Raw genomic sequence first — 23,175 nt, 5'->3', positions numbered from 1 at the left:
ATCTCCTCAATAGTCCAGGTTCATGGCCTTATCGGCGTTGCGCTCAATGTATTCCCGACGGGGCTCCACTTTCTCGCCCATGAGCAGGGTGAAGATCTCGTCAGCCCGCACGGCGTCCTCCAGGGTGATGCGCTTGAGGGTGCGGGTCTCCGGGTTCATGGTGGTCTCCCACAGCTCGTGGGGGTCCATCTCGCCCAAGCCCTTGAAGCGGCTGATGTCCACCTTGGCGTTGGGGTTGTCCCCACGCATCTCAGCGGAGATCTTGTCCCGCTCCTGATCGGTGAAGGCCACCCGGGTCACCTTGCCCCGGGTGAGCTTGTACAGGGGGGGCACGGCGGCGTACACATAGCCCCGGTCAATGAGGGGGCGCATGAAGCGGAAGAAGAAGGTCAAAAGCAGGGTACGGATGTGGGCGCCGTCCACGTCGGCATCGGCCATGATGACCACCTTGTGGTAGCGCAGCTTCTCCTCGTCGAACTCGTCCCCCAATCCAGCGCCCAGAGCGGTGATGACGGGGGTGAGCTTGTCGTTGCCGTACACCTTGTCCGCCCGGGCCTTCTCCACGTTGAGCATCTTGCCCCACAGGGGGAGAATGGCCTGGAAGCGGGAATCTCGGCCCTGCTTGGCAGAGCCGCCGGCGGAGTCACCCTCCACGATGTAGATTTCGGTCAAAGCGGGGTCCCGCTCGTAGCAGTCGGCCAGCTTGCCGGGGAGGGTGGCCCCCTCCAGGGCGTTCTTGCGGCGGATGTTTTCCCGGGCGCGGCGGGCGGCCTCTCTGGCCCGGTTGGCCATCATGGCCTTTTCCAGGATGGTGCGGCCCACCGCGGGGTTCTCCTCCAAAAACTGCTCCAGCTTGTCGGACACCACGGCGTTGACCAGGGTGCGGATCTCGCTGTTGCCCAGCTTGGCCTTGGTCTGGCCCTCGAACTGGGCCTCGGTGAGCTTGACGGAAATGACGCAGGTCAGGCCCTCCCGGCAGTCCTCGCCGGAGACCTTGTCGTCTCCCTTGAGAAGGCCCGCCTTCTTGCCGTAGGCGTTGAGCACGTTGGTGAGGGCCCGCTTGAAGCCCTCCTCGTGCATGCCGCCCTCGGGGGTGTGCACGTTGTTGGCAAAGGAGACGATGATCTCGTTGTAGCTGTCGTTGTATTGCAGGGCGATCTCCGCCATGGAATCGTCCTTGGTGCCCGACATGTAGATGACCTCTTCATGCAGGGCGGTCTTGTTCTTGTTGATGTAGGTGACAAACTCCCGGATGCCGCCCTGGTAGCACATGGACTCCTCTTGCTCCTGGCCGCTTCTGCGGTCGGCCATGAGGATGTGAATGCCGGCGTTCAAGAAGGCCTGCTCCCGCATGCGCTTGTGGAGGATCTCGTAGTCGTAGACGGTGTCCTCGAACATCTCCGGGTCGGGCTTGAACACCACCTCGGTGCCGGTGTGGTCGGTGGTGCCGATGATGGTCATCTCCTGGGTGATGTTGCCCCGGGAGAACTTCATCTCGTAGATGTTCCCGTTCTTGTGCACCCGCACCTCCAGCCACTGGGACAGGGCGTTGACCACGCTGGCGCCCACGCCGTGGAGGCCGCCGGAGACCTTGTAGCCGCCGCCGCCGAACTTGCCGCCGGCGTGGAGGACGGTGTACACCACCTCCAGGGCGGGCCGCCCGGTCTGGGGCTGGATGTCCACGGGGATGCCGCGGCCATTGTCGGTGACCCGGATGACGTCGCCGTCCAGAATCTCCACGGTGATGGTGTCGCAGTACCCGGCCAGGGCCTCGTCGATGGCGTTGTCCACGATCTCATACACCAGGTGGTGGAGACCGGAGGACGAGGTGGAGCCGATGTACATGCCCGGTCGCTTGCGGACCGCCTCCAGCCCCTCCAGGACCTGAATCTCGGACGCGCCGTATTCGTGCTCCACGGCGGTGGGGCTGTGTTCCATATGTTCTGACATTGCTAGTTCCTCCCGAAAAACGTTCAGTGGTTATAAAAACTGTCATGTTCTCCTCCTCAAAGAGGAGAACTCAGGTGTCGTCTGTCTATTCGGCCAGGGGGCCCGGCCTGCCAGCCTGGTGGGGACGCTCCCCGCTGGGGGTACCTTTTGAGCGGGCAAAAGGTACCAAAACCCGCTTAGGGCGTTCCCCCCTAAGAACCTCCCTGGGGTACGGGGCTGTCCCTGCGTCAAGTCTCAGTTCGGCCCTGGCCCCGGTGAGGTCACATGGATGGCCTGGCAAATCTATGGGCAGCGCCCCCTTCTCTGTGAGTCGATGCCGCTCCTTCCAGGGCCTTACCCTGGTGTGCGGCGTTTCCGCCGCCGAGCGAATCCTCCGGTAACTGCCAGCCTCAAGCCTCCCGGAGGGAGCCATAATCCGTGCCGCCGCAAAGCGGCACACCACAATTCTTCATTCTTCATTTTTCATTATTCATTGGCGAATCCAGCCCCGTCCAGGGGTTGGATGCCGCCCGCTTGGCCAGCGTGGCAGCGCTCAATTGGGAGAGAAACACCACTTCCTCCCCCTCCTCCGTCTCACACAGGATGAAGGAGCGAGGCAGGTCTTCCCCCACAGAGATCACCCGTCCCTCCTCCTCGGCCCGGTCCAAAAAGGCCCGGGTGCGGTGGGACCAGGTGGTGTTGTCCAAGTCGAAGATGCCCACCAGGTCCTCCTCGGGCACCATGACTTGTTGTCCCATATACAGATACACAGCCCTTACTCCTCCTGTAATGCCCCTTGGCAGATGTGAAACACCTTGCCCTGCTCCAAAAGCTCCTCCTTCTCCACCTCGCAGCAGGTGATGAACACCTGCCCCGTGGGGATGCGGTTGAGGACAAACTCCTGCCGCCGCCGGTCCAGCTCCGAGAGCACGTCGTCCAGCAGCAGCACCGGCCATTGCCCGGTGTCCTGGAACATGATGTCCCGGGCCGCCAGCTTCAAGGCCAGGGCGGCGGTGCGGGTCTGCCCCTGAGAGGCAAAGCCCTTGGCGGACTGGCCGTTGATGTCCAGCACCAGGTCGTCCTTGTGGGGCCCGGACAGACAGCTGCGGCTGTGAATCTCCGCCTGTTTGTGGCGCTCCATGTGGTCCAGCACCTGCTCCAAAATCACTTTTGGGGCGGCTAAGGGGTCGGTGACGGTGGACACGGTGTGGTAAGAAAGGTCCAGCACCTCCCCGCCCCCGGAACAGTCGGCGTGGATGGCGGGGGCGGTCTCCTGGAGCCGCTTGACAAAATGGGCCCGGTAGTGAATCAAAATGGCCCCATACTCCGCCATCTGCTGGGAAAAGGCGTCCAGGGCGTACATCAGCGAGGGCTTCTCCCCGCAGTCCCGTAAAATCCGGGTCTTGTGCTCCCAAAGCCGCCGATAGTTGGACAGGGCCATGGCATACCGGGGGCGCAGCTGACAGATGCAGTCGTTTAAAAACCGACGCCGCACCCCGGCCCCCTCCCGGATGAGGTGCAGGTCCTCCGGGCAAAAGAGCACCGAGGGCAGCAGCCCCGACAGCTCCCCCAGGGTCTTGAGCCCCACCCCGTTGCAGGTAAACTTCCGCCGGGCCCCCACGGGCAGCTGGGCGTCCAGCACCAGCTCCCGCTGGCCGTTCCACAGCTTCCCCGTCACCCGGGCCCGGTCGCAGCCAAACTGCACCAGCTCCCGGTGGTTTCTCGCCCGGTGGGACCCGCCGGAGGAGAGATAGCCGATGGCCTCCAACAAATTGGTCTTGCCCTGGGCGTTCTCCCCCACGATGACGTTGACTCCCCCGTGGAAGTCCGCCTCCAGGTGGGTGTAGTTGCGGAAGTGCTCTAAGGTGAGCCGCTGGACGGTCATTCCACCGTCAGCTCCAGCTGCCCATCCACCTCCACCACGTCGCCGGGGCGGATTTTCTTGCCCCGCATGGTGCAGACTTCCCCGTTGACCTTCACCAGACCGTCCTGGACGATCTGCTTGGCCTCACCGCCGGTGGCCACGGCGTTGGCAAACTTCAAAAGAGAGTCCAGCTTGATGAACTCGGTGGTGATCGTAATATTATCCTTTTTCATATAGCTTCTCCTTAAAAACGCCAAATGGACCGCAGAAAATGAATAATGAATAACGAATAATGAATAATTGTGGTGTGCCGCAAGGCGGCACAGATTTCATGTTCGAATGCAGCTATCTCAACCGGGGGTAGGGGCCGGGCTTGCCCGGCCCGCTGGTGCCCTGGCCTTGCCCTGGGAGATTTGGGAGGGGCAAGCCCCTCCCCTACCCACCGCATTGCAAGAAACGCTGCAAGGTTTAGGGCCTGCATTCTTCATTTTTCATTCTTCACTATTCATTAAATATACACCCATGGTGTATATTTATTCCCCCGCTTTCAGCCGCACCGGCAGAATCATATACAGGAAGTTATCAGGCTCCCCGTCCTTGGGCAGCAGCAGGCAGGGGGAAGTGGGGGTGCCCAGCTCCATGCGCACCTCCTGAGCGGGGGCGGCCTTCACCGCTTCCATTAAATACCGGTTGTTGAAGCCAATCTCCAGCCCCTGACCGTCTCCGGCAATGGGGCAGCGGTCAAAGGCGGAGCCGATGGCGGTTCTGGAAGAAATGGCCAGAGAGCCGTCCTCAAATTTGCACCGCAGGGGGCTCTTCAGCTTCTCATTGATAATGAGAGAGGCGCGGTCAATGGACAATTGCAGCATAGAGGTGTCCACATACAGGGAAATGGGGTTATTTTGGGGGATGGTCTGGCGATAATTGAGGAATTCGCCCTCCAGACGGCGGCACACCAGCAGGGTCTGACCCACCTGGAAGGTGACGTGGCGGTCACCCAGAGTGACGATCACCTCGTCGTCACAGTCGGCGCAGATGCGCTCCACTTCGGTCAAAGCGTTACCAGGAACCACAAAAGAGAAGGTATTCATGCCAAATTTGCGGATAAAAGTTTCTCTTCTCAGGGCCAGGCGGTAGCCGTCCACCGCCACCAGGGTCAGGGTGGTGTCCTCCACCTCGAAGAGGGCGCCGGTGTGGACAGGCCGGGACTCGTTGGTGCTCACGGCAAAGAGCACCTGGGAGAGCATGGACCGGAGGGCGGACTGGGTCAGGGTGACGGAACTGCCGTCGTCCACGGCGGGCAGCTCGGGAAATTCGTCGGCGGGGCTGCCCATGATGTCAAACGAGGTGGGTCCACAGGCAATGTGGACGGAATTTCCCTCGGTGGACACGGTGATCATGTCGTCGGGCAGCTTTCGGATGATCTCACCAAACAGTCTTGCCGACAAAATCAGAGAACCGGGCTGGGTGACCTGGGCGTCCACCCGGGTGATGATGCCGGTTTCCAAATTGTATCCAGACAGGCGCAGACCTTCGGTGGAGGCCTCCACTAAGATGCCTTCCAGAGCAGAAATGGTGCTTTTGGTGGCGACCACTCGCCCTGCGATCAATACTGCTGACTGTAAAATGGCTTTTTCACAGGAAAATTTCATGGTGTGCATCCTTTCTCGTTTCCCCGCCAAAAAGAGAGGAAAGGTTTAAAAAAATCGTAGTAGGCAGTAGGGGGTGCGGAAGCTGTGGAGATTTCCACAACGCTTACGGCCCCAAGGGTTTCCGGGTTTTGAAAACTTCCACACAGCTTCCACAGCCTCCATAGGGGACCATGGGGCACAGGGGACCTCCACAGCCTTCCACACCACAGTCCGCAAGATTGTGGAAAACTCGGTTGAAGTTGTGGAAGCTCTCAGAAGCGGCTTGCAAGAGTTCTTGCAAATCCTGCCGAGGGCTGTTTTACCAGGCCGAATTGACGGCGTTGGTGATGTCCCGGATGATCTCGGTGAGCTCGGGCTGCTCTTTCATCATCTTCTCCACCCGGTTGATGGAGTTGAGGACGGTGGAGTGGTGACGGCCGCCGAACTGCTGGCCGATCTCCGCCAGAGACAGCTGGGTCATCTCACGAATAATATACATGGCCACGTTACGGGCGGTGGTGATCTCCTTGTTCTGGCTCTGGCCCCGTAGGGCGTCGCTGTCCAGCTCGTAGAACCGGGCCACCTCCTGGATGATGGTCTCCGCCGAGGGCAAAAAGTCCTCTTTGGCCCGGAGAATGTCCCGTACCGCCCGGATGGTGTTCTCCACATCCACCTGGGCGCCCATCAGCTCCTGGAAGGCCATGATCTTGTTGACCACGCCCTCAATTTGCCGCACGTTGGAGGTGATGTTCTCCGCCACGTAGGACAGCACCGGGTCGGGGAGCACAATGCCCCGCTCCAGAGACTTGTTTTTCAGAATGGCCATACGGGTCTCGTAGTCCGGGGGCTGAATGTCTGCGGGCAGGCCCTGTTCGAACCGGGTTTTCAGCCGCTGCTCTAAGCGCAGCATCTCCTGGGGCGGGCGGTCGGAGGTGAAGACGATCTGTTTTTTCTGCTCATACAGGGTATTAAAGGTGTGGAACAGCTCCTCCTCGCTGGAGTCCTTGCCGGCGATGAACTGCACGTCGTCCATCAAAAACAGGTCCACCGTCCGATACTTGTCCCGGAAGCCCTGCATGTCGTTGCCGTGGCGCAAATTCGAGATGAGCTCGTTGACGAAGTCCTCGCTTTTGATGTACATAATCCGGTAGTTGGGGTGATGTTCCCGCACCCGGTTGGCAATGGCGTGGAGCAAGTGGGTCTTGCCCAGGCCGGACTGGCCGTAGATGAACAGGGGGTTGTAGGCTCCGCCCGGCTCGTTGGCCACCTTCACAGCGGCGGTGAAGGCGAATTTGTTGGTGGAGCCCACCACAAAGCGGTCGAAGGTGTACTCCTGGAAGGCGGGGTCCCCGGGCTGGGTGGGTCCGGCCTTGCGGTACTGGTCCCGCTCCTCGGGGAGCATCAGGGTCACCGCCACGTCAAAGGAGAACAGCTCCCGCAGTCCGTTTTCCACCGCGGTCAAAAACCGGGTGCGGATGATGTTGCGCTTAAATTCGGTGGGGACGCAGAGAATGAGGCCGCTCTCATCCAGAGCCACCGCCTCCACGTCGCCAAACCAGGTTTCGATGGACACGGCGGTCATGTCCTTCTCCATCAAAGTCTTTACTTTTTCCCATACGTCAGCAGCTGACTTCATGGCATGAGCCTCCTCAAACAAAACAAGAGAGTATTTCAGCCTTCCGCCCAGGGGTGCGGAAAAACAGGCCGCTAAATGGGAAACCAGAGCTTCCGGTGGGTGTAGCGGCACACATCTCATACACAGATTGCCCCAAAGGCGCAAAAAACCGTTCCCCTGGTCGTGGGCCGGGACTTTGGAGGCAAGCGCCAAAGCCCCGGTGGGTATCACCGGGGAAGCAGGAGAGCATGAGCATTGTGGATTGGTAACAAGCATTATATCAAAAAAAACGCCAAAGGGCAATTCTATATTTATATTGTAGCAGAAAAATTTCCACACTTTCTCCACAAATTGCGGAAAAACGGATGGTGTTGTTAAAAGGAAAAAATACCAACACAACATCTTGTGTTACCCAATTCTTGCGAAAAAACATTGGAATTTTTCTTGACAGAAGGGGTAGATTTGGGTATAATTTCGTGTGCGCTATTGAGCGCATTGATTTTACCGACCGCATCCCACACGGGATGTTGTGGAGGGCGGCACAGCCCCCCGTAAGGGCTTTGTGCTTTGCCAATCTGTACAGGAGGTGTTTCCGCATGGTTCGTACCTATCAGCCCAAGAAGCGTCATCGCTCCAAGGTCCATGGTTTCCGTAAGCGCATGGCCACTGCCAACGGCCGCAAGGTTCTGGCTCGCCGTCGTGCCAAGGGCCGCGTCCGTCTCACCCACTGATGGTGGCAACAGCGGCAACATCGGATATATGTGAATAAAGCAGGGGCGCGGGAGAAATCCCTCGCCCCTACGTTCGTATACGTGGAGACCTTACCATCCATGCCCCTGCGGCCCCTTGCGGCTCTTTTCCGCCCCAAATTCGTTGCGACTTTTTGAAATACACCAAGTATTTCTGCAAAGCCGCGCCTCTTTGGTGACGAAAAATTTCTCGCAAGTGTCTCTTGGGGATGGATGGAAATGTCTCCTATGGGTGCCTTAGAATTTACTTTTTCAGTATTCCGATGTTCCCACCCTGATGAAGGGAGTTTTTTTGTGAAATACACGGTATCGTTAAAGGAAAACCACATCTTCCGCCGTCTCTACCGCAAGGGCAACACCGCCGCAGACAGCCGTTTGGCCATCTACGTGCGGCGCAACGGACGGCCCGGCAATCGGCTGGGCCTCACCGTGTCCACCAAGGTGGGACATGCTGTGGTGCGCAATCGGCTGCGCCGCCGCCTGCGGGAGATCTACCGCCTCCACGAGCACCAGCTGGTGCGGGGGGTGGACCTGGTGGTGGTGGCCCGGGTGCGGGCCGGTTCCTCGTATTACCGACAGCTGGAGGAGTCCTTTGTGCGGCTGTGCCGCAAGCTGAATCTGGTGGAGAAGTGAGAGCATGAAACAGATTTTGCTGTTTCTGGTGCGGTATTACCGCAAGCACATCTCCCCCACCCGGCCTCCCAGCTGCCGCTTTATTCCCACCTGCTCCACCTACGCCCTTCAGGCCATTGAGGTCCACGGGGCGCTGAAGGGTGGACTGTTGGCGGCGTGGCGGGTGCTGCGCTGCCATCCATTTCACAAGGAAAAAGGCTTCATCTACGACCCCGTACCACCGAAAAAAACTCGATTATCCAGGAGGTAACACATGGATATCTGGCAAATCCTCATGACGCCCTTTAGCTGGTTGCTGGAGACCTTCTGTCGGTTCTTCGACAACTACGGCGTTGCCCTGATCGTCTTTACCCTGGTGGTGAAGGTCATCCTCTTCCCCCTGTCTCTGAAGGGCAAGAAGAGCATGATCAAGATGAATCTGCTCAACAGCCAGGTCAAAGAGATTCAGCAGCGCTGCGGCAGCGACCGGGAGCGTTATAGTCAGGAGGTCAATAAGCTCTATGCGGACAACAACGTCAGCCCCATGGGCGGCTGTGGCTGGTCCCTCATCCCTCTGGCCATCCTGATGCCTCTGTATGCCATCATCCGCCGACCCCTCAAGTATTTGATGGGTCTGAGCGATGCAGGCACCACCGCTGTGGCCAACGCCCTGGGATTGCAGGGCTTTGTGGCCGGCTCCGGCTACGGCGAGCTGACCCTGGCCGCCACCATGAACAGCGGCAACCTGGCCACCGCCAAGGAGGCCGTCACCGCCGCTGGCCTGTCCGCAGGCGGCATGTTTGTCATCAACTTTAACTTCCTGGGCCTGGATCTGTCCCAGATCCCCAACTGGAAGTTCTGGGACGGCGGCATTACCCCCAACTCTGTGGGTCTGTTCCTGCTGCCCGTCATCTCCGCCTGCCTGTCCCTGTTGTCCATGATCGTGTCCCAGCGCACCAACCAGATGAACGCAGACCAGAAGCCCGCCGGCATGAACTCCATGATGATCATGAGCCCCCTGATCTCTCTGTGGATCGGCTTTGCCATGCCCGCCGGCTTGTGTGTGTACTGGATTGCCAACTCCCTGTTCATGATGGTGCAGGAAGTCATCTGCGGCAAGATCCTGAAGAAGGACTATGAGGCCGCCCAGCGCCAGATCGCCCAGCAGGCTGCCCGTGCCAAGGAGGCCGAGAAGGAGCGCCGCCGCCAGGCCGCCCAGCGCAAGGCGGAGGCTCTGGCCGCCAACAAGGGCAAGAAGGTCAAGGAGAAGAAGAGCAAGGGCGTGGACGTCACCGCCAGCCGGGAGGGTATGCGTACCTATGCCCGTGGCCGTGCCTACGACCCCAACCGCTACCCCATCACCCCCTATGTGGACCCCAACCCTGTCCGCCACGCGGTGGAAGAGGATGTGGAGCCGGAGGAGACCGAGCCTGTGGTGGAGAAGAAGGACACCACCACCCCGGTGATTCCCCCCGTGGTGCCCGAGGCCGTGGAGGCCGACCAGGACCTGGACCAGGATGGGGAGTATGAGGAGGCCTACGCCCCCGAGAGCGAAGAGCAAGACCCCAAGGGCTAAGGAAGGAGTGCACCATCGTGCTGAAGTTTATTGAAGTAACCGGCAAGAATGAGGACGAGGCCATTGCCAAGGGTCTGGCCCAGCTGGGTCTGGACCGGGACGATGTGTCTCTGGAGATTTTGGAGCGAGGCAAGACCGGCTTTTTGGGCATCGGTTCTGTGCCCGCCAAGGTAAAGCTCACCTACGAGGCCCCCGATGAGGCCCCCGTGGTGGAAGAGCAGCCCGCTCCTGCCCCCGCCGCCCCTGTGGTGGAGGAGAAGGTGGTGCCCGTGGTGGCACCCCAGCCTGTAGAGGAGCAGCCCGCCCAGACGTCCACACCTGTGGTGGAAGTTGTGGATGACGAGGTGGCTCAGGGCATCATCCGCTTCCAGTCCGGCCTGTTCGCCCAGATGGGTGTGGAGGCCACGTCCCGGGTGACCCGGGACGGGGACACCTACCAGGTAGTGCTGGAGGGGGACAACATGGGCGCCCTCATTGGCCACCGGGGCGAGACCCTGGACGCCATCCAGCAGCTCACCGGCTACGTGGTCAACCGGGGCCGCAGCCACCGGGTGCGCATCCATGTGGATGCGGAAGGGTATCGTGCCCGCCGGGAGGAGGCCCTCCAGCGGCTGGCCCACAAGACCGCGGCCAAGGTGGTCAAGTACCGCCGCAACATCACCCTGGAGGCCATGAACGCCTACGAGCGCCATGTCATCCACGCCGCCCTCCAGGATGTGGCTGGTGTGAGCACCTATTCCACCGGCACCGAGCCCAACCGCCGCACGGTTGTGGCTTACACCCCCCAGAAACATTAACCATGCGATGGCCTGCTGTGGAAGTCCACGGCAGGCCATTGTTTTCCCCGCTCCCCACCAGGGAGCGGGGAAATGAAGAATGAGTAATGAAGAATGAATCATGCAGGCCGTAGACATTGCCGTATCTCTTGAGTTGCTGGGTGTAGGAGAGGGGCTTGCCCCTCCCGAATCCCACAGGGCAAGGCCAGGGTGGCCACGGGCCGGGCAAGCCCGGCCCCTACGGCGGTCTACCGGGGCTACCTTCTCTTATGAAATCCGTGCCGCTATGCGGCACACCACAATTCTTCATTCTTCATTTTTCATTATTCATTTTCCCAAGGATGTGATCCCTATGACCCCCCTCTTTGACCGCCTGGTGGAGCTGTCCCAGCTCCCCCTCACCCGCCTGGATATGCCCGGCCACCACGGCCACCCCGCCCCGGGTCTGGACTTCTGGCCCGCCCACTTAGACGTCACCGAGCACCCCGCCACCGGGGACCTCTTCGACCCCGAGGAGGACGACCCCATCGCCGCGGCCCAGGCCCTGTGGGCTGAGGCCGTGGGCATGGAGTCCTGCCTCTTTCTCACCGGCGGCTCCACCCAGGGCATCCACGCCGCCCTGGCCCTCACCGCCGGGACGGGCGGCGAGGTGCTGCTGGACCGAGGGTCCCACCGCTCCGTGTTCAACGCCCTGGCCCTCTTAGACCTCACTCCCCACTACCTCCCCCGCCCCTGGCTGGAAGAGGAGGGCGTCACCGGGCCCATCCAGCCCCAGGACGTGGCCCAAGCTCTAAAAAACCACCCGAATATCAAAACGGTGTGTATAACCTCGCCGACTTATTACGGTGTGTTGTCAGATATTCCCGTCCTTGCCGCCATTTGCCACGCCCACGGGGCCAAGCTCATGGTGGACGGAGCCCATGGGGCCCACCTGCCCTTTTTGGGCTATACCGGGTACAGGTATGCCGACGTGGTGGTGGTGTCCGCCCACAAGACCCTCCCCGCCCCCGGCCAGACCGCCCTGCTGCTGGCTCAGGGGTACACCGCCGACCAGCTGCGGTGGGCGGCCTCCCTCTACGGCACCTCCTCCCCCAACTATGTGATGATGGCGGCGTTGGATGTGGTGCGGGACTACCTGGAGGGGGACGGGCGGCGAGCTTACACAGAAACCGTGCAGCTTGTGGAACACTTGCGGTGTACCTTCCCCGCCCTGCGCCCGGTGGGTGTGGAACTGGACCCCACCCGGCTGGTGCTCAAGTGTAGGGACGGCTATGGGGTGGCCCGCACCCTCATGGACCGGGGCATCTATTACGAGATGGCGGACTCCGGCCACGTGGTGCTCATCTTCACCTGTGCCGACGGCCCCCAAACCGTGGCCGCCCTCACCGCTGCCCTCTCCGGGGTGGACCTGGGCGGGGCCTCACTTCTGCCCCCGCCGCCCCTGCCGCCCCAGCAGCTCATGAGCCCCCGACAGGCCCTGTTTGCCCCCACGAAAGAGGTGGCCTGGGACCAGGCGGAGGGGGAAGTGTGCGCCCAGCAGCTGGCCCCCTATCCTCCCGGCATCCCCGTGGTGGCCCCTGGTGAAAAAGTAGACAAAAAACATCTGGCCTATTTGGCCCAGATAGGATATAATACGAAGTATATCAAAGTGGTCCATCGTTGACTCAACGTAAGGGGGAGATCCTATGAAATTGATCATTGCTATCATCAACCATGACGACGTGGGTACCGTGACCCAGAACCTGTCCAAGAAAGGGTTTTCGTCCACCCGTCTGTCCACCACCGGCGGCTTTTTGATGGCGGGCAACGTGACGTTGCTCATCGGCGTGGAGGACGAAAAGGTGCAGGCAGTGATGGACATCATCCGGGAGTACTCTCACAGCCGCAAGCAGCTCATCCCCACCGCCTCTGAGATGACCTATGGGTACATTCCCACCATGCCTGTGGAGGTCACCGTGGGAGGTGCCACCGTGTTCGTGGTGGATGTGGAACGGTTTGAACGGCTGTGATGGACTTGCCCCAGACCCTCTCCCACGCCTATCTCATCACCGGAGGCAGTGAGCAGCAGCGCCAGGAGCTGGCCCGCCGCATGGCGGCGGCCTATCTGTGCACTGGCCAGCCTGCGCCCTGCGGCGTATGCCGTCCCTGCCGGAAGGTACAGGGCGGCATCCACCCGGATGTGCAGTGGGTGACCACCCTGGCGGACAAGCGGGAAATTACCGTAGATCAGGCCCGGACCCTCCGGGCCGATCTCTATGTCACCCCCAATGAGGGGGCCCGGAAGGTGTATATCATCGACCCCGCCGACGCCCTCAACCCGGCGGCCCAGAACGCGCTGCTGAAAAGCCTGGAGGACGGCCCTGCCTACGGGGCCTTTCTTCTGCTGTGCCAGCAGCCCGGGCGGCTGCTGGAGACGGTGCGCAGTCGGTGCGAGACCCTTTCCCTGCCCCCCCAGGAGGACCAGCCCGACCCCCAGCAGCTGGAGAAGGCCCAGGCTCTGGCCCAGCTGCTGCTCACAGGAAGCGAGCTGGAGGTGGCCCAGCAGCTCACCGCGCTGGAGCTGGAGAAGCCCAAGAGCGCCCAGCTGCTGGAGCTGCTCTCCCTCACCGAGGGGTGCGTGGCCGGGCAGCTGGCCCAGCATCCCCAGCGCGGGGTGAAGCTGCTGCAAATTTTGAAGCAGTGCCGGGAAAACGGGGTGTACAACCCAGGCGCCGGCCATGTGCTGGGCTGGGTGTGCACCCGCCTGTTCGCCTGATTTCGATATACGACGGAGGAACATCCATGACAGAGATCATCGCAGTCCGCTTCAAAGCGGGCGGAAAGCAGTATTATTTTGACCCCCAGGGCCTCACCGTCCCCCAGGGCGCCGGGGTCATTGTGGAGACGGGAAAAGGGGTGGAATACGGCACCTGTTCCCGGTCCAACGCCATGGTCCGGGACGACGTGGTGGTGCAGCCCCTGCGCCCCGTGGTGCGTCTGGCCACCCAGAAGGACGAAAAGCAGATTCAGGACAACCACCGCAAGGAAAAAGAGGCCATGAAGATCTGCCAGCAGCTGGTGGAGCGCCACGGCCTGGACATGAAGCTGGTGGAAGTGGAGTACAGCTTCGACGGCAGCAAGATCATCTTCTTCTTCACCTCCGAGGGCCGGGTGGACTTCCGGGCCCTGGTGAAGGACCTGGCCAGTATCTTCCGCTCCCGCATCGAGCTGCGGCAGATCGGCGTCCGGGACGAGGCCCGGATGCTGGGCGGCCTGGGCATCTGCGGAAAGCCCTTCTGCTGCCACCAGTTTTTAGACGAGTTCCAGCCGGTGTCCATCAAGATGGCCAAGACCCAGAACCTGTCCTTGAATCCCACCAAGATTTCGGGCACCTGCGGCCGACTGATGTGCTGTTTGAAGTACGAGCAGGAGGCCTATGAGGACGCCGTGAGGCGGTGCCCCAAGCAGGAGTCCTTTGTGGAGTGTCCCGACGGCGTGGGCAATGTCACCGCCGTCAACCTCCTGCGGGAGCAGGTGAAGGTGCGGCTGGAGGACTCCACCGAGCAGCCCAAGACCTACCGTACCACCGAAATTCGGGTGGTGCGCAACGGCAAGGGCAAGCGCCCCGAGGACTATGTGGCCCCTCCCAAGGAGGAGCTGGAGAAGCTGCGCTACATTCCCCCCGAGGAGGAGCGCAGTATGGGCAGCACCGCCAGTCTGGCGGCCCTGTTGGAGCAGTATATGGGGGCCAATGGGGACGGCGAGGAGAAGAAGTCCTCCTCCCGCAATCGCCGCCGCCGGGGCGGCGGGGCCAAGAAGGAGGCCCAGCCCCAGCCCCAGCCGGACAAGCAGCCGAAGGCCAAAGCCCCCCAGCAGGGCGGCGGGGCCAGCAAGCGGGGCGGCGCCAAGCAGCCCCAGGCTCAGAAGGGCGGACAGCCGCCCCGCCAGGGCCAAAAGCAGCCCCAGCCGAAGCCCCAGCAGCAGGCCAAGCCCAAGCCCGCCCCTCAGCAGCAGCCCCAGAACCAGGCCGGAGAGGGCGGCGAGAAGCGCCGCCGCAGTCGGCCCCACCATCGGAGGAAAAAGCCCCAGAGTGGCAACGAGGGGTAACAAATGAAGAATGAAAAATGAATAATGAATAATTATGGTGTGCCGCTTTGCGGCACGGATTTTGATTTGTGGTGCAGCCCGGAGGACTTTCACCTTGGCTCCCCCTCCGGGGGAGCTGGCAGCCCGTGAGGGCTGACTGAGAGGGTGCCCTCTCCGTCACAGCTGACGCTGTGCCACCTCTCCCAGAGGGAGAGGCAGGCCAGGGTCCCGATGCGATACGGATTTCTATGGTTGCAGAAACTGAAGGGCCTGCATTCTTCATTTTTCATTATTCATTACTCATTCAAAAGGTGCAGCCGAAAGACTGCACCTTTTTCACAAGGAGGACTCTATGAAAACCTACCAAGCGGTGCTCTACGACATCGACGGCACCCTACTCAACACCGTCAACATGAACATGTACCCCCTCCTCCGTATTATAAAGGAGGAGCTGGGAGAGGAGCGTACCCTGGCCGACGTGGTGAAGTTCATGGCCTACCCCGGCATGAAGGTCATGGACGAGCTGGGCATCCAGGACCCCGAGGCCACCTACCAGCGCTGGGTGCGCTACGTCAACGAATACCCCGAGGGGGCCACCCCCTACCCCGGCATGGTGGACACCCTGGAGAGATTGCAGCAGCTGGGGGTGCGCCAGGCGGTGGTGTCCTCCAAAATGCGGGCCCAGTACCAGATTGACATGGTGGGCAACGGCCTGGACCAATACATGGAGACGGCGGTGCTGGAGGAGGACACCCAGCTCCACAAGCCCAACCCCGACCCCCTGCTGGAGTGCCTGCGCCGTATGGACCTGAACCCGGACCAGGTTTTGTACGTGGGCGACACCCCCTCGGACAGCAAGGCCGCCCAGGCCGCAGGCATCGACTTTGCCTACGCCGCCTGGAACGGCGTGGACTATGGCAGCGTGGACCATGCCGCCCATATTCTGGAGAAACCCGGCGATCTGCTGTCCCTGTTTCACGCAGAACACTGAAAAGAAACGGAAAATTTTTCTCTCAGCGGGAATGGAATCCACAGGCGTCCATTCCCGCTGATTTTTTAATAAAAATTCAAAAGGGGGAACAAATCGGTGTCAAAAAATCGGTTTCGGGAAAAGATTACCAGTGGAATGTAGCGAAATATCTAAAAGATGGGTTGAATCCAGGGGGTGGTTTTGGTATGATGGTGAAAATAGCGGGCGTGTGTGTGGACAAATTCCAGGCACCTCCGTGGAAACCGCAGGATCATGAAAGGGAGGATGTAGAACATGAAACCAGCGTTGAAACGAAACCTGCGACGCACCATCTCTGCAACTCTGGCAACGCTCCTGGCAACTGGACTGGTAGCCCCAGCCCTGGCTGCTCGGTACTCCGGCGCGGAGGTCTATGACCACGTGCTGGACATTCGGGAGGAGCACTTCCAGAACACCATTGCCTTTGACGAGAATGGGAATGCCAACTTCACCGGTGATGAGTGGTATGACCAGAGCGAAGTCATCGGCATCAACCGTGAGCGGGCCAAGAGCCAGTTCATCTCCTATCAGGACACCGCCACCGCTCTGGCAGCGGAGCAGTCCGTGCTGGACGACGTGGGTCCTGAGACCTCGGACTATTACATGCTGCTGTCCGGCAAGGACTGGGACTTCGCCCTGGTGAAGACCCCCGAAGAGGCCAAAAAGGTAGACGAGACCTATCTGGCCAAGGACTACACCGGGGACGCCTTCCAGCCTGAGTACGTGCCCCAGGCCTGGCAGACCTACCGCAATGAGGACGGTACTTTTAAGTACGATGAGCCCATTTACACCAACCAATCCCTGCCCTGGATCAACAACTTCGAGGGCTCCAGCTACGGCAACCCCCACGCCCCCACCGTATACAACCCCGTAGGCTACTACCGCACCACCTTTGAGGTGCCTGAGAACTGGGATGGACGGGATGTGTTCATCTCCTTCCAGAGCGTGGAGTCCGCCTACTACCTGTATGTCAACGGCCACAAGGTGGGCTATTCCACCGACGCCTTCACTGCCCACGACTTCAACATCACCCCCTACCTCACCGAGGGTGAGAACACCATCGCTCTGAAGGTGTTCCGTTGGTCCATCGGCAGCTGGCTGGAGAACCAGGACTTCATCCGCCAGAGCGGCATTTACCGTGATGTGTACCTGTACGCCAAGGACGAGGCGGAAATCCGGGACTTCTTCGTGAAGACCCAGTTTGACGACCGCACCAGCGAGGACAGCGACGTGGCCGTCACCGTGGAGACCGACGTGCGCGCCCTGCACAATGAGCAGGCGGGAACTTACACAATTTCCTCCTACATTGTGGATAACTCCGGTAAGACCGTGGCCACCGCCGACCATCAGACCGTGGAGCTGAAGGCCGCTGGTTCCTATGAGGACAAGCTGTCCGACGCGGGCACCACCGTCACCAGCACCATGAAGGTCGAGAACCCCGCCAAGTGGTTCCCCGACACCCCCAACCTGTACTCTCTGGTGCTGGAGCTCAAGGACGCCGACGGTAACGTCATGGAGTCCGTGGTGGAGCGCATCGGCTTCCGTGAGATCTACAAGGTGGACATCGACAATCAGGGCCACGAGCAGATGCAGATCACTGGCCGTCAGGTGGTGCTGCGTGGTGTCAACCGCCACGACACCGATCTGGAGACCGGACATGCCCTCACCTTCGAGGACTACCTCACCGATCTGACTCTGATGAAGGAGTACAACCTCAACGCCATCCGTACTGCTCACTACCCCAACGACAAGGCCCTGTACAACCTGGCCGATGAGCTGGGCCTGTACGTGTGCGCTGAGGCCAACATCGAGAGCCACGCCGCCGCTATGAACGGCGTGAAGGTGCCCACCGGTACCGGACAGGGTATGCCCGAGTGGGTCGCCACCGTCACCGACCGTGTGGCCACCAACCTGGAGATGTACAAGAACAACCCCAGCGTCATCATGTGGTCCCTGGGCAACGAGGCTACCTACAGCTACGCTCCCCTCAACGAGGACTACGGCTTCTGGGTTGCCTCCATGTACCTGCTCAAGCGTGACCCCGACCGTCTGCGCAAGTACGAGCGTGAGAGCGAGAACTATCAGCACCCCTACGTGAAGACCAACGGCCAGAACCCCTGGAGCACCGACGTGCGTAAGAACAACATCGTGGACGTGCAGTCCACCCAGTACGTGCTGCCCAACTACGTGGCCGGCTACCATGGACGCATGCCCTTCATCCACTCCGAGTACAACCACGCCATGGGCCAGGCCTACGGCAACGCACTGGAGCACTGGGATGCCATCCGTGAGAACGACCAGGCTCAGGGCGGCTTCATCTGGGACTACATTGACCAGTCCATCCGCACCGTGCGGGACAACGGCGATGGCACCTATGACGAGTTCTGGGGCTACGGCGGCGACTGGATCGACCCCAACAACAACGACAACGCCTTCTGCGGCAACGGTCTGGTGTTTGCTGACCGCACTCCCTCTCCCAAGCTCACTGAGGCCAAGAAGGTTCACCAGCAGGTGAACTTCTACCTGGATGACCAGACCGTCACCTCCGGCCAGGACGTGACCTTGAAGGTGGTCAACGAGTATGAGAACACCACTCTGGACGCCTTCGACATCACTTGGAAGCTCACCAAGGACGGCCTGACCGAGCTGGGCAGCGGCACTCTGGACCTGAACACCCCCAACATGGACGGTCAGTCCCTGATGAGCGGTCAGCAGGTGGAGAATGTCACCATCACCCTGCCCGAGTTTGAGGCCAAGGAGGGCAGCGACTACCTGCTGGACATCTCCGTCACCCTCAAGAACGCCACCAACTGGGCCGAGGCCGGTCACGAGGTGGCCTATGAGCAGTTCCAGCTCAACCCCGACGACGCTCAGACCTCTGAGACCCAGGTGCCCGACAAGGCCTTCGAGTCCGTGGAGGAGCTGGGCAGCCAGATGACCCTCACCGGTACCACCGACAACGGCCAGAAGTTCGAGATCGTGCTGGACACCGAGAGCGGCACCATCGTCTCCTACAGCCTGGACGGCAACGTGGTCATGACCCAGGGCCCCGAGCAGAGCCTGTACCGCGCTGAGACCTACAACGACACCACCGTGGCCAAGAACGCCAACCTGAAGAACGCCGGCGCCACCGAGAACCTGTCCAACCTGGAGGTCTCCGTGAACACCAGCGAGAACAAGGTGCTCATGGCCATGAACGGCGCCATGAAGGTGTCTGCCTCTGCCCTGATGGCCTACGAGATCTACGGCAACGGCGAGATCGTGGTCCTCAGCCAGTTCATCCCCACCAGCAACTTTGCCCCCAACGGTCTGCCCAAGATCGGTGGTCGTATGATCATCAACGGCGACTATGACAACCTCACCTTCTATGGCCGTGGTCCCGACGAGAACTACGTGGACCGCCAGAGCGGCTCCACCGTGGGCGTGTACACCTCCAAGGTGTATGATCCCGACGACGCCATGGGTGAGAACTCCAACTGGGACGGCAAGAAGATGCTCAAGCCCCAGGAGAACGGCAACCGCTCCGACATCCGCTGGACCGCTCTGACCAATGACCAGGGCGTGGGCCTGCTGGTCACCGGCAACGGCCTGCTGGAGACTTCTGCCAACCACTACACTGCCGAGGACATGAACTCCGGCAGCTACAACAGCGCCACCTATCGTCACCCCAACCAGGTTCCTCAGCGTCAGGAGATCGTGTGGAACATCGACCTGCACCAGAACGGTGTCAGCGACACCGCCTTCATGGGTCACAAGCCTCTGGACGGCTACTTCTTCCCCACCAACCAGAGCTACTCCTACTCCTATCGCATCTCCCCCGTCAGCACCAACGATGTGGGCCAGCTGATGGACAAGAGCAACGAGGGCTTTCAGGTTCCCACCTCCTCTTACCCCATCACCGGCATCTACATCAACGACAACGCTGTGGCCGGCTTTGACGTCAACAGCGAGACCGGCGCCAGCTACACTCTGGCCGCCAACGAGTCCATCGAGTCCGTCACCGTGGACGGCACCAACGACTTCACTGTCACCTACCACGAGGACGGCACCCTCACCGTCTCCGCCACCAACAGCTACGGCCAGGAGTACAACTACGTGGTCAAGCTGGGCCGCGAGGGCAAGGAGCTGGGCCGTGACGTGCTGTCCAAGGTCAAGGTGGACAACAACTACAACGGCCAGCCTGGCTCCAACCTCATCGACGGCAACAACAACTCCATCTGGCACTCCAACTGGAGCATCACCACTCCCATGAACAAGCTGTGGTTCATGGTGGAGCTCAAGGACGAGACCGCCATCAACGGCATCCGCTACCTGCCCCGTCAGGACAGCACCAACCTCAACGGCGCCTATGGCCAGCATGAGATCTATGTCAGCTCCAAGCCCATCGATCAGCTGACCAGCGATGTGAGCAGCGGCGATTGGACCAAGGTTGCCACCGGCAGCTGGCCCAAGACCAAGGACTGGAAGTCCACCGCCTTCGGCGAGATGGTCAACGCCAAGACCGTCATGGTGGTGCCCAAGACCACCTACGGCGACACCGAGAACGCCTGGGGCTCCGGCGCTGAGTTCCGTGTCACCGCCGGCACCGTCATCAACACCGCCGACGTCACCGTCAACCTGGAGGACAGCTACACCTACAAGGGTGAGGCCGTCCGTCCCGCCCCCGAGGTGAAGCTGGGCGACCAGACCCTCATCCGTGGCGTGGACTACACCGTGGAGTACACCGACAACGAGGCTGTGGGCACTGGTAAGCTCACCATCAACTTCTGCGGCGCCTTCGCTGGCGATGCCATCGAGAAGGAATTCAACATCGTGGAAGGCCAGCAGCGCACCCTGACCCTGGAGCTGGGCGACGGCACCGCCGAGAAGCAGGTGTATGTGGGTCAGACCGTCACCCTGGAGGCCGGCGAGGCCCCCGAGAACAAGATGTTCGACCACTGGTCCGCCAACAACGACGGCGTGAAGTTCGCCGACGCCAACAGCGAGACCACCACCTTCGTGATGCCCGACGCCGACGTCACCGTCACCGCCAACTATGTGGATGCCTACACCGTCACCGTGGTGGGCGGCTTCCTGGACGAGGACGGCACCATCACCTCTGAGAAGTACAAGGTCGGCTCCTCCGTGGTCTTCTACGCCGACATCCCCGAGGGCAAGGTCTTCGACGTGTGGACCATTGACAGCGAGGATGCCAGCATCACCGACCCCGCCCGGAACCCCGGCCTGATGAACTCCACCCCCGCCCACGACATCGTGGTCACCGCCAACTTCAAGACCGATCCCAACTACTTCGCCGTTCTGGATACCCTGCCCGATCACCACTATCTGGGCACCACCTTCACCGCTCCTGAGACCCTGCGCATCGTCCAGGGCGACCAGGAGTCTGAGGCCGCTGTGACCTGGAACGAGGCTCAGGTGAAGGCCATTCAGGACGCCACCTCCGTGTGCACCCTGCCTCTGACCGGTACCGTGGCCGATCACGAGATCTCCACCACTGTGGCTGTGGTGCCCGGCAACGTGGTCTACTTCGTGGACAACGGCTCTGAGACCTTCTCCCAGCTGGCTCAGAACATCCTCAAGTACAACGCCACCACCGTGCTCAACACCACCCCCGACCAGTTCTACACCGAAGAGAGCGGCTGGGGCTGCACCAACCCCGAGTCCCAGGTGGAGACCCACAGCGACTACGGCACCGACGCCTACTCCACCATCCGCAACATGACCGACTCCAAGGGCGAAGACTCCAACGACGGCCGTGGCAAGCCCCTGACCTACCAGTTCGACAACCTGGAGGCCGGCACCTATCAGGTGTTCGTGGGCTACAAGAACATCTGGTATCAGACCACCTGGCAGCGCAACGCCACCATCGAGCTGCTCCAGGGCGACAACGTTCTGGCTTCCGTGGAGAAGAACCTGAACGTGGAGAAGGGCCAGTTCGTCCAGATGGAGATGGAAGTCACCGAGGCTGGCAGCGTTGAGCTGAAGATGACGCCCAAGGAGAGCGCCAACGCCAACAACGACATGCTGGTCAGCTACATCCTCATCACCAAGGACGGCGAGGTTGTGGAGCCTGAGGAGTACACCGTCACCGTGAACACCCAGGGCGAGGGCACCGCTACCGCCGAGCCCACCACCGCTACCGCTGGCACCACCGTGACCCTGACTCAGCAGGCTGCTGAGGGCTGGCACTTCGTGGAGTGGCAGAGCGACGACGTCACCGTCACTGACAACACCTTCGTGATGCCTGAGGGCAACGTCACCGTTACCGCCGTGTTCGAGAAGGACGCCGCCCCCGGTGAGGTCAACAAGACCCTGCTGGAGAAGACCGTCAAGTATGCCGATACCCTGTCCACCGAGGGTGTCACCGACACCGCCAAGAAGGCCTTTGAGGACGCTCTGGCCAACGCAAAGACCATCCTGGCCAAGGATGACGCCACCCAGGAAGAAGTCAACGCCGCTTGGGACGCCCTGCTGGAGGGCATCTGGGGTCTGGGCCTGACTCAGGGCGACAAGACCCTGCTGAACCTGACCATTGAGCGCGCCGAGGACATGATGGCCAACGCCGACAAGTACATGCCCGACCACTGGCAGGAGCTGGTGGACGCTCTGGATGCCGCCAAGAAGGTGGCTGAGGACGGCGACGCCATGCAGGAGGACGTGGACAAGGCCGCTGGCGACCTGCTCAACGCCATCCTGGCCCAGCGCTACAAGGCCGACAAGTCCATCCTGGAAGACCTCATCGGCAAGGCTGAGGGTATCAACCTGGAGGGCTACACCGAAGAGTCCGTGGCCGCCTTCCGCACCGCTCTGGCCAATGCCCAGGCTGTGATGGCGGACGCCACCCTGTCCGAGGACGACCAGAAGGTCGTGGACGACGCTGTGGCCGCTCTGAGCGCCGCCATGGACGGCCTCACCGCTGAGGGCGAGACCCAGCCCAGCGATAAGCCTGAGGCCACGGACAAGCCCGAGGCTACCGACAAGCCTGAGGCCACCGATAAGCCCGAGGGCACCGACAAGCCTGACGCCACTCAGAAGCCTGATGGCGAGAAGCCCGCTCAGACTGGCGACACCAACAACGTGATGGTGCCCGTCATCGTGGTCGTCGTCTGCGTGGTGTGCCTGCTGGCCGTGGTTGTGGTTGCTCGCAAGCGCAGCAGCAAGCACTAATCGACGCCTGAGCACACATTAGAGCTCTGATAAGCGACAAGAAGCCCGGAGGAAGCAACTGCTTCCTCCGGGCTTCAGACTGTCCAAAAACCCCTGTTTTCATGAAGCGAAAACAGGGGTTCTAGTCGTATTTTGGGGAACAATAGCAAATATGATGCGCAAAATGGAGTTCTCCCAACTCC

The 23,175-nt window shown here is 61.0% G+C and carries 17 protein-coding genes; 11 read left to right on the top strand and 6 right to left on the bottom strand.

The window, feature by feature from the left end:
• Positions 1-6: 6 nt before the first annotated feature.
• The 6 genes from gyrB to dnaA all read right to left on the bottom strand — a co-directional run bounded on the left by gyrB (position 7) and on the right by dnaA (position 7,060).
• On the bottom strand, positions 7-1,950 hold the full coding sequence (gene gyrB / locus B5F22_RS09960; RefSeq protein ID WP_087392446.1) for a DNA topoisomerase (ATP-hydrolyzing) subunit B: 1,944 nt from the start codon (positions 1,948-1,950) through the stop codon (positions 7-9).
• 455 nt (positions 1,951-2,405) lie between these two features.
• Positions 2,406-2,687, bottom strand: a complete 282-nt coding sequence (locus B5F22_RS09955; RefSeq protein ID WP_242955105.1) for an extracellular matrix/biofilm biosynthesis regulator RemA family protein — start codon at positions 2,685-2,687, stop codon at positions 2,406-2,408.
• Between the two features lie 17 nt (positions 2,688-2,704).
• A complete protein-coding gene (gene recF / locus B5F22_RS09950) occupies positions 2,705-3,814 on the bottom strand; it encodes a DNA replication/repair protein RecF (protein WP_087392444.1) in 1,110 nt (369 codons plus the stop codon).
• Positions 3,811-4,026: an RNA-binding S4 domain-containing protein gene (locus tag B5F22_RS09945; protein ID WP_087371110.1), complete on the bottom strand. Its 216-nt coding sequence runs from the start codon at positions 4,024-4,026 to the stop codon at positions 3,811-3,813. The genes recF and B5F22_RS09945 overlap by 4 nt, the downstream gene beginning before the upstream one ends.
• Positions 4,027-4,326: 300 nt before the next feature.
• On the bottom strand, positions 4,327-5,445 hold the full coding sequence (gene dnaN / locus B5F22_RS09940) for a DNA polymerase III subunit beta (RefSeq protein WP_087392450.1): 1,119 nt from the start codon (positions 5,443-5,445) through the stop codon (positions 4,327-4,329).
• Between the two features lie 298 nt (positions 5,446-5,743).
• Positions 5,744-7,060, bottom strand: a complete 1,317-nt coding sequence (dnaA, locus tag B5F22_RS09935; protein ID WP_087392443.1) for a chromosomal replication initiator protein DnaA — start codon at positions 7,058-7,060, stop codon at positions 5,744-5,746.
• Between the two features lie 575 nt (positions 7,061-7,635).
• On the opposite strand from dnaA, the gene rpmH reads away from it, so the two are divergent.
• The 11 genes from rpmH to B5F22_RS09880 all read left to right on the top strand — a co-directional run bounded on the left by rpmH (position 7,636) and on the right by B5F22_RS09880 (position 22,993).
• Entirely contained in the window at positions 7,636-7,770 is a 135-nt protein-coding gene (rpmH, locus tag B5F22_RS09930) for a 50S ribosomal protein L34 (protein ID WP_087234145.1), read from the top strand.
• Positions 7,771-8,082: 312 nt separating this feature from the next.
• Complete coding sequence (gene rnpA / locus B5F22_RS09925; RefSeq protein WP_087371117.1) at positions 8,083-8,421, top strand: ribonuclease P protein component; 339 nt, start codon at positions 8,083-8,085, stop codon at positions 8,419-8,421.
• A gap of 4 nt (positions 8,422-8,425) precedes the next feature.
• A complete protein-coding gene (yidD, locus tag B5F22_RS09920) occupies positions 8,426-8,671 on the top strand; it encodes a membrane protein insertion efficiency factor YidD (RefSeq protein ID WP_087392442.1) in 246 nt (81 codons plus the stop codon).
• A gap of 3 nt (positions 8,672-8,674) precedes the next feature.
• Positions 8,675-9,976, top strand: a complete 1,302-nt coding sequence (locus tag B5F22_RS09915; RefSeq protein ID WP_087392441.1) for a YidC/Oxa1 family membrane protein insertase — start codon at positions 8,675-8,677, stop codon at positions 9,974-9,976.
• 17 nt (positions 9,977-9,993) lie between these two features.
• Positions 9,994-10,773, top strand: a complete 780-nt coding sequence (gene jag, locus B5F22_RS09910) for an RNA-binding cell elongation regulator Jag/EloR (protein WP_087392440.1) — start codon at positions 9,994-9,996, stop codon at positions 10,771-10,773.
• A gap of 331 nt (positions 10,774-11,104) precedes the next feature.
• Positions 11,105-12,415 (top strand): aminotransferase class V-fold PLP-dependent enzyme, encoded by a 1,311-nt coding sequence (locus B5F22_RS09905; RefSeq protein WP_087392439.1) that lies wholly within the window; start codon positions 11,105-11,107, stop codon positions 12,413-12,415.
• 22 nt (positions 12,416-12,437) lie between these two features.
• On the top strand, positions 12,438-12,761 hold the full coding sequence (locus tag B5F22_RS09900) for a cyclic-di-AMP receptor (protein WP_087232940.1): 324 nt from the start codon (positions 12,438-12,440) through the stop codon (positions 12,759-12,761).
• Positions 12,761-13,507, top strand: a complete 747-nt coding sequence (locus B5F22_RS09895) for a hypothetical protein (RefSeq protein WP_087392438.1) — start codon at positions 12,761-12,763, stop codon at positions 13,505-13,507. Before B5F22_RS09900 ends, B5F22_RS09895 begins: the two co-directional genes overlap by 1 nt.
• Before the next feature lie 26 nt (positions 13,508-13,533).
• The gene (locus tag B5F22_RS12850) at positions 13,534-14,838 is read left to right on the top strand and encodes a stage 0 sporulation family protein (RefSeq protein ID WP_087392437.1); all 1,305 of its coding nucleotides are present in this window, start codon (positions 13,534-13,536) and stop codon (positions 14,836-14,838) included.
• Positions 14,839-15,169: 331 nt separating this feature from the next.
• Entirely contained in the window at positions 15,170-15,808 is a 639-nt protein-coding gene (locus B5F22_RS09885; RefSeq protein ID WP_087392436.1) for an HAD family hydrolase, read from the top strand.
• Positions 15,809-16,081: 273 nt separating this feature from the next.
• Positions 16,082-22,993: a glycoside hydrolase family 2 TIM barrel-domain containing protein gene (locus B5F22_RS09880; protein WP_087392435.1), complete on the top strand. Its 6,912-nt coding sequence runs from the start codon at positions 16,082-16,084 to the stop codon at positions 22,991-22,993.
• Positions 22,994-23,175 lie beyond the last annotated feature (182 nt).

The organism is Pseudoflavonifractor sp. An187, from assembly GCF_002160275.1.
GTDB lineage: Bacteria > Bacillota > Clostridia > Oscillospirales > Oscillospiraceae > Enterenecus > Enterenecus faecium.
This window is presented reverse-complemented; position numbering and strand designations above follow the sequence as displayed.

Coding starts and splice junctions, on each gene's coding strand:
- B5F22_RS09885 (WP_087392436.1), top strand. CDS start 15,170: ATGAAAACCTACCAAGCGGTGCTCTACGACATCGACGGCACCCTACTC.
- B5F22_RS09900 (WP_087232940.1), top strand. CDS start 12,438: ATGAAATTGATCATTGCTATCATCAACCATGACGACGTGGGTACCGTG.
- B5F22_RS12850 (WP_087392437.1), top strand. CDS start 13,534: ATGACAGAGATCATCGCAGTCCGCTTCAAAGCGGGCGGAAAGCAGTAT.
- gyrB (WP_087392446.1), bottom strand. CDS start 1,950: ATGTCAGAACATATGGAACACAGCCCCACCGCCGTGGAGCACGAATAC.
- rpmH (WP_087234145.1), top strand. CDS start 7,636: ATGGTTCGTACCTATCAGCCCAAGAAGCGTCATCGCTCCAAGGTCCAT.
- B5F22_RS09880 (WP_087392435.1), top strand. CDS start 16,082: ATGAAACCAGCGTTGAAACGAAACCTGCGACGCACCATCTCTGCAACT.
- B5F22_RS09945 (WP_087371110.1), bottom strand. CDS start 4,026: ATGAAAAAGGATAATATTACGATCACCACCGAGTTCATCAAGCTGGAC.
- recF (WP_087392444.1), bottom strand. CDS start 3,814: ATGACCGTCCAGCGGCTCACCTTAGAGCACTTCCGCAACTACACCCAC.
- B5F22_RS09955 (WP_242955105.1), bottom strand. CDS start 2,687: ATGGGACAACAAGTCATGGTGCCCGAGGAGGACCTGGTGGGCATCTTC.
- B5F22_RS09895 (WP_087392438.1), top strand. CDS start 12,761: ATGGACTTGCCCCAGACCCTCTCCCACGCCTATCTCATCACCGGAGGC.
- dnaN (WP_087392450.1), bottom strand. CDS start 5,445: ATGAAATTTTCCTGTGAAAAAGCCATTTTACAGTCAGCAGTATTGATC.
- B5F22_RS09915 (WP_087392441.1), top strand. CDS start 8,675: ATGGATATCTGGCAAATCCTCATGACGCCCTTTAGCTGGTTGCTGGAG.
- yidD (WP_087392442.1), top strand. CDS start 8,426: ATGAAACAGATTTTGCTGTTTCTGGTGCGGTATTACCGCAAGCACATC.
- dnaA (WP_087392443.1), bottom strand. CDS start 7,060: ATGAAGTCAGCTGCTGACGTATGGGAAAAAGTAAAGACTTTGATGGAG.
- B5F22_RS09905 (WP_087392439.1), top strand. CDS start 11,105: ATGACCCCCCTCTTTGACCGCCTGGTGGAGCTGTCCCAGCTCCCCCTC.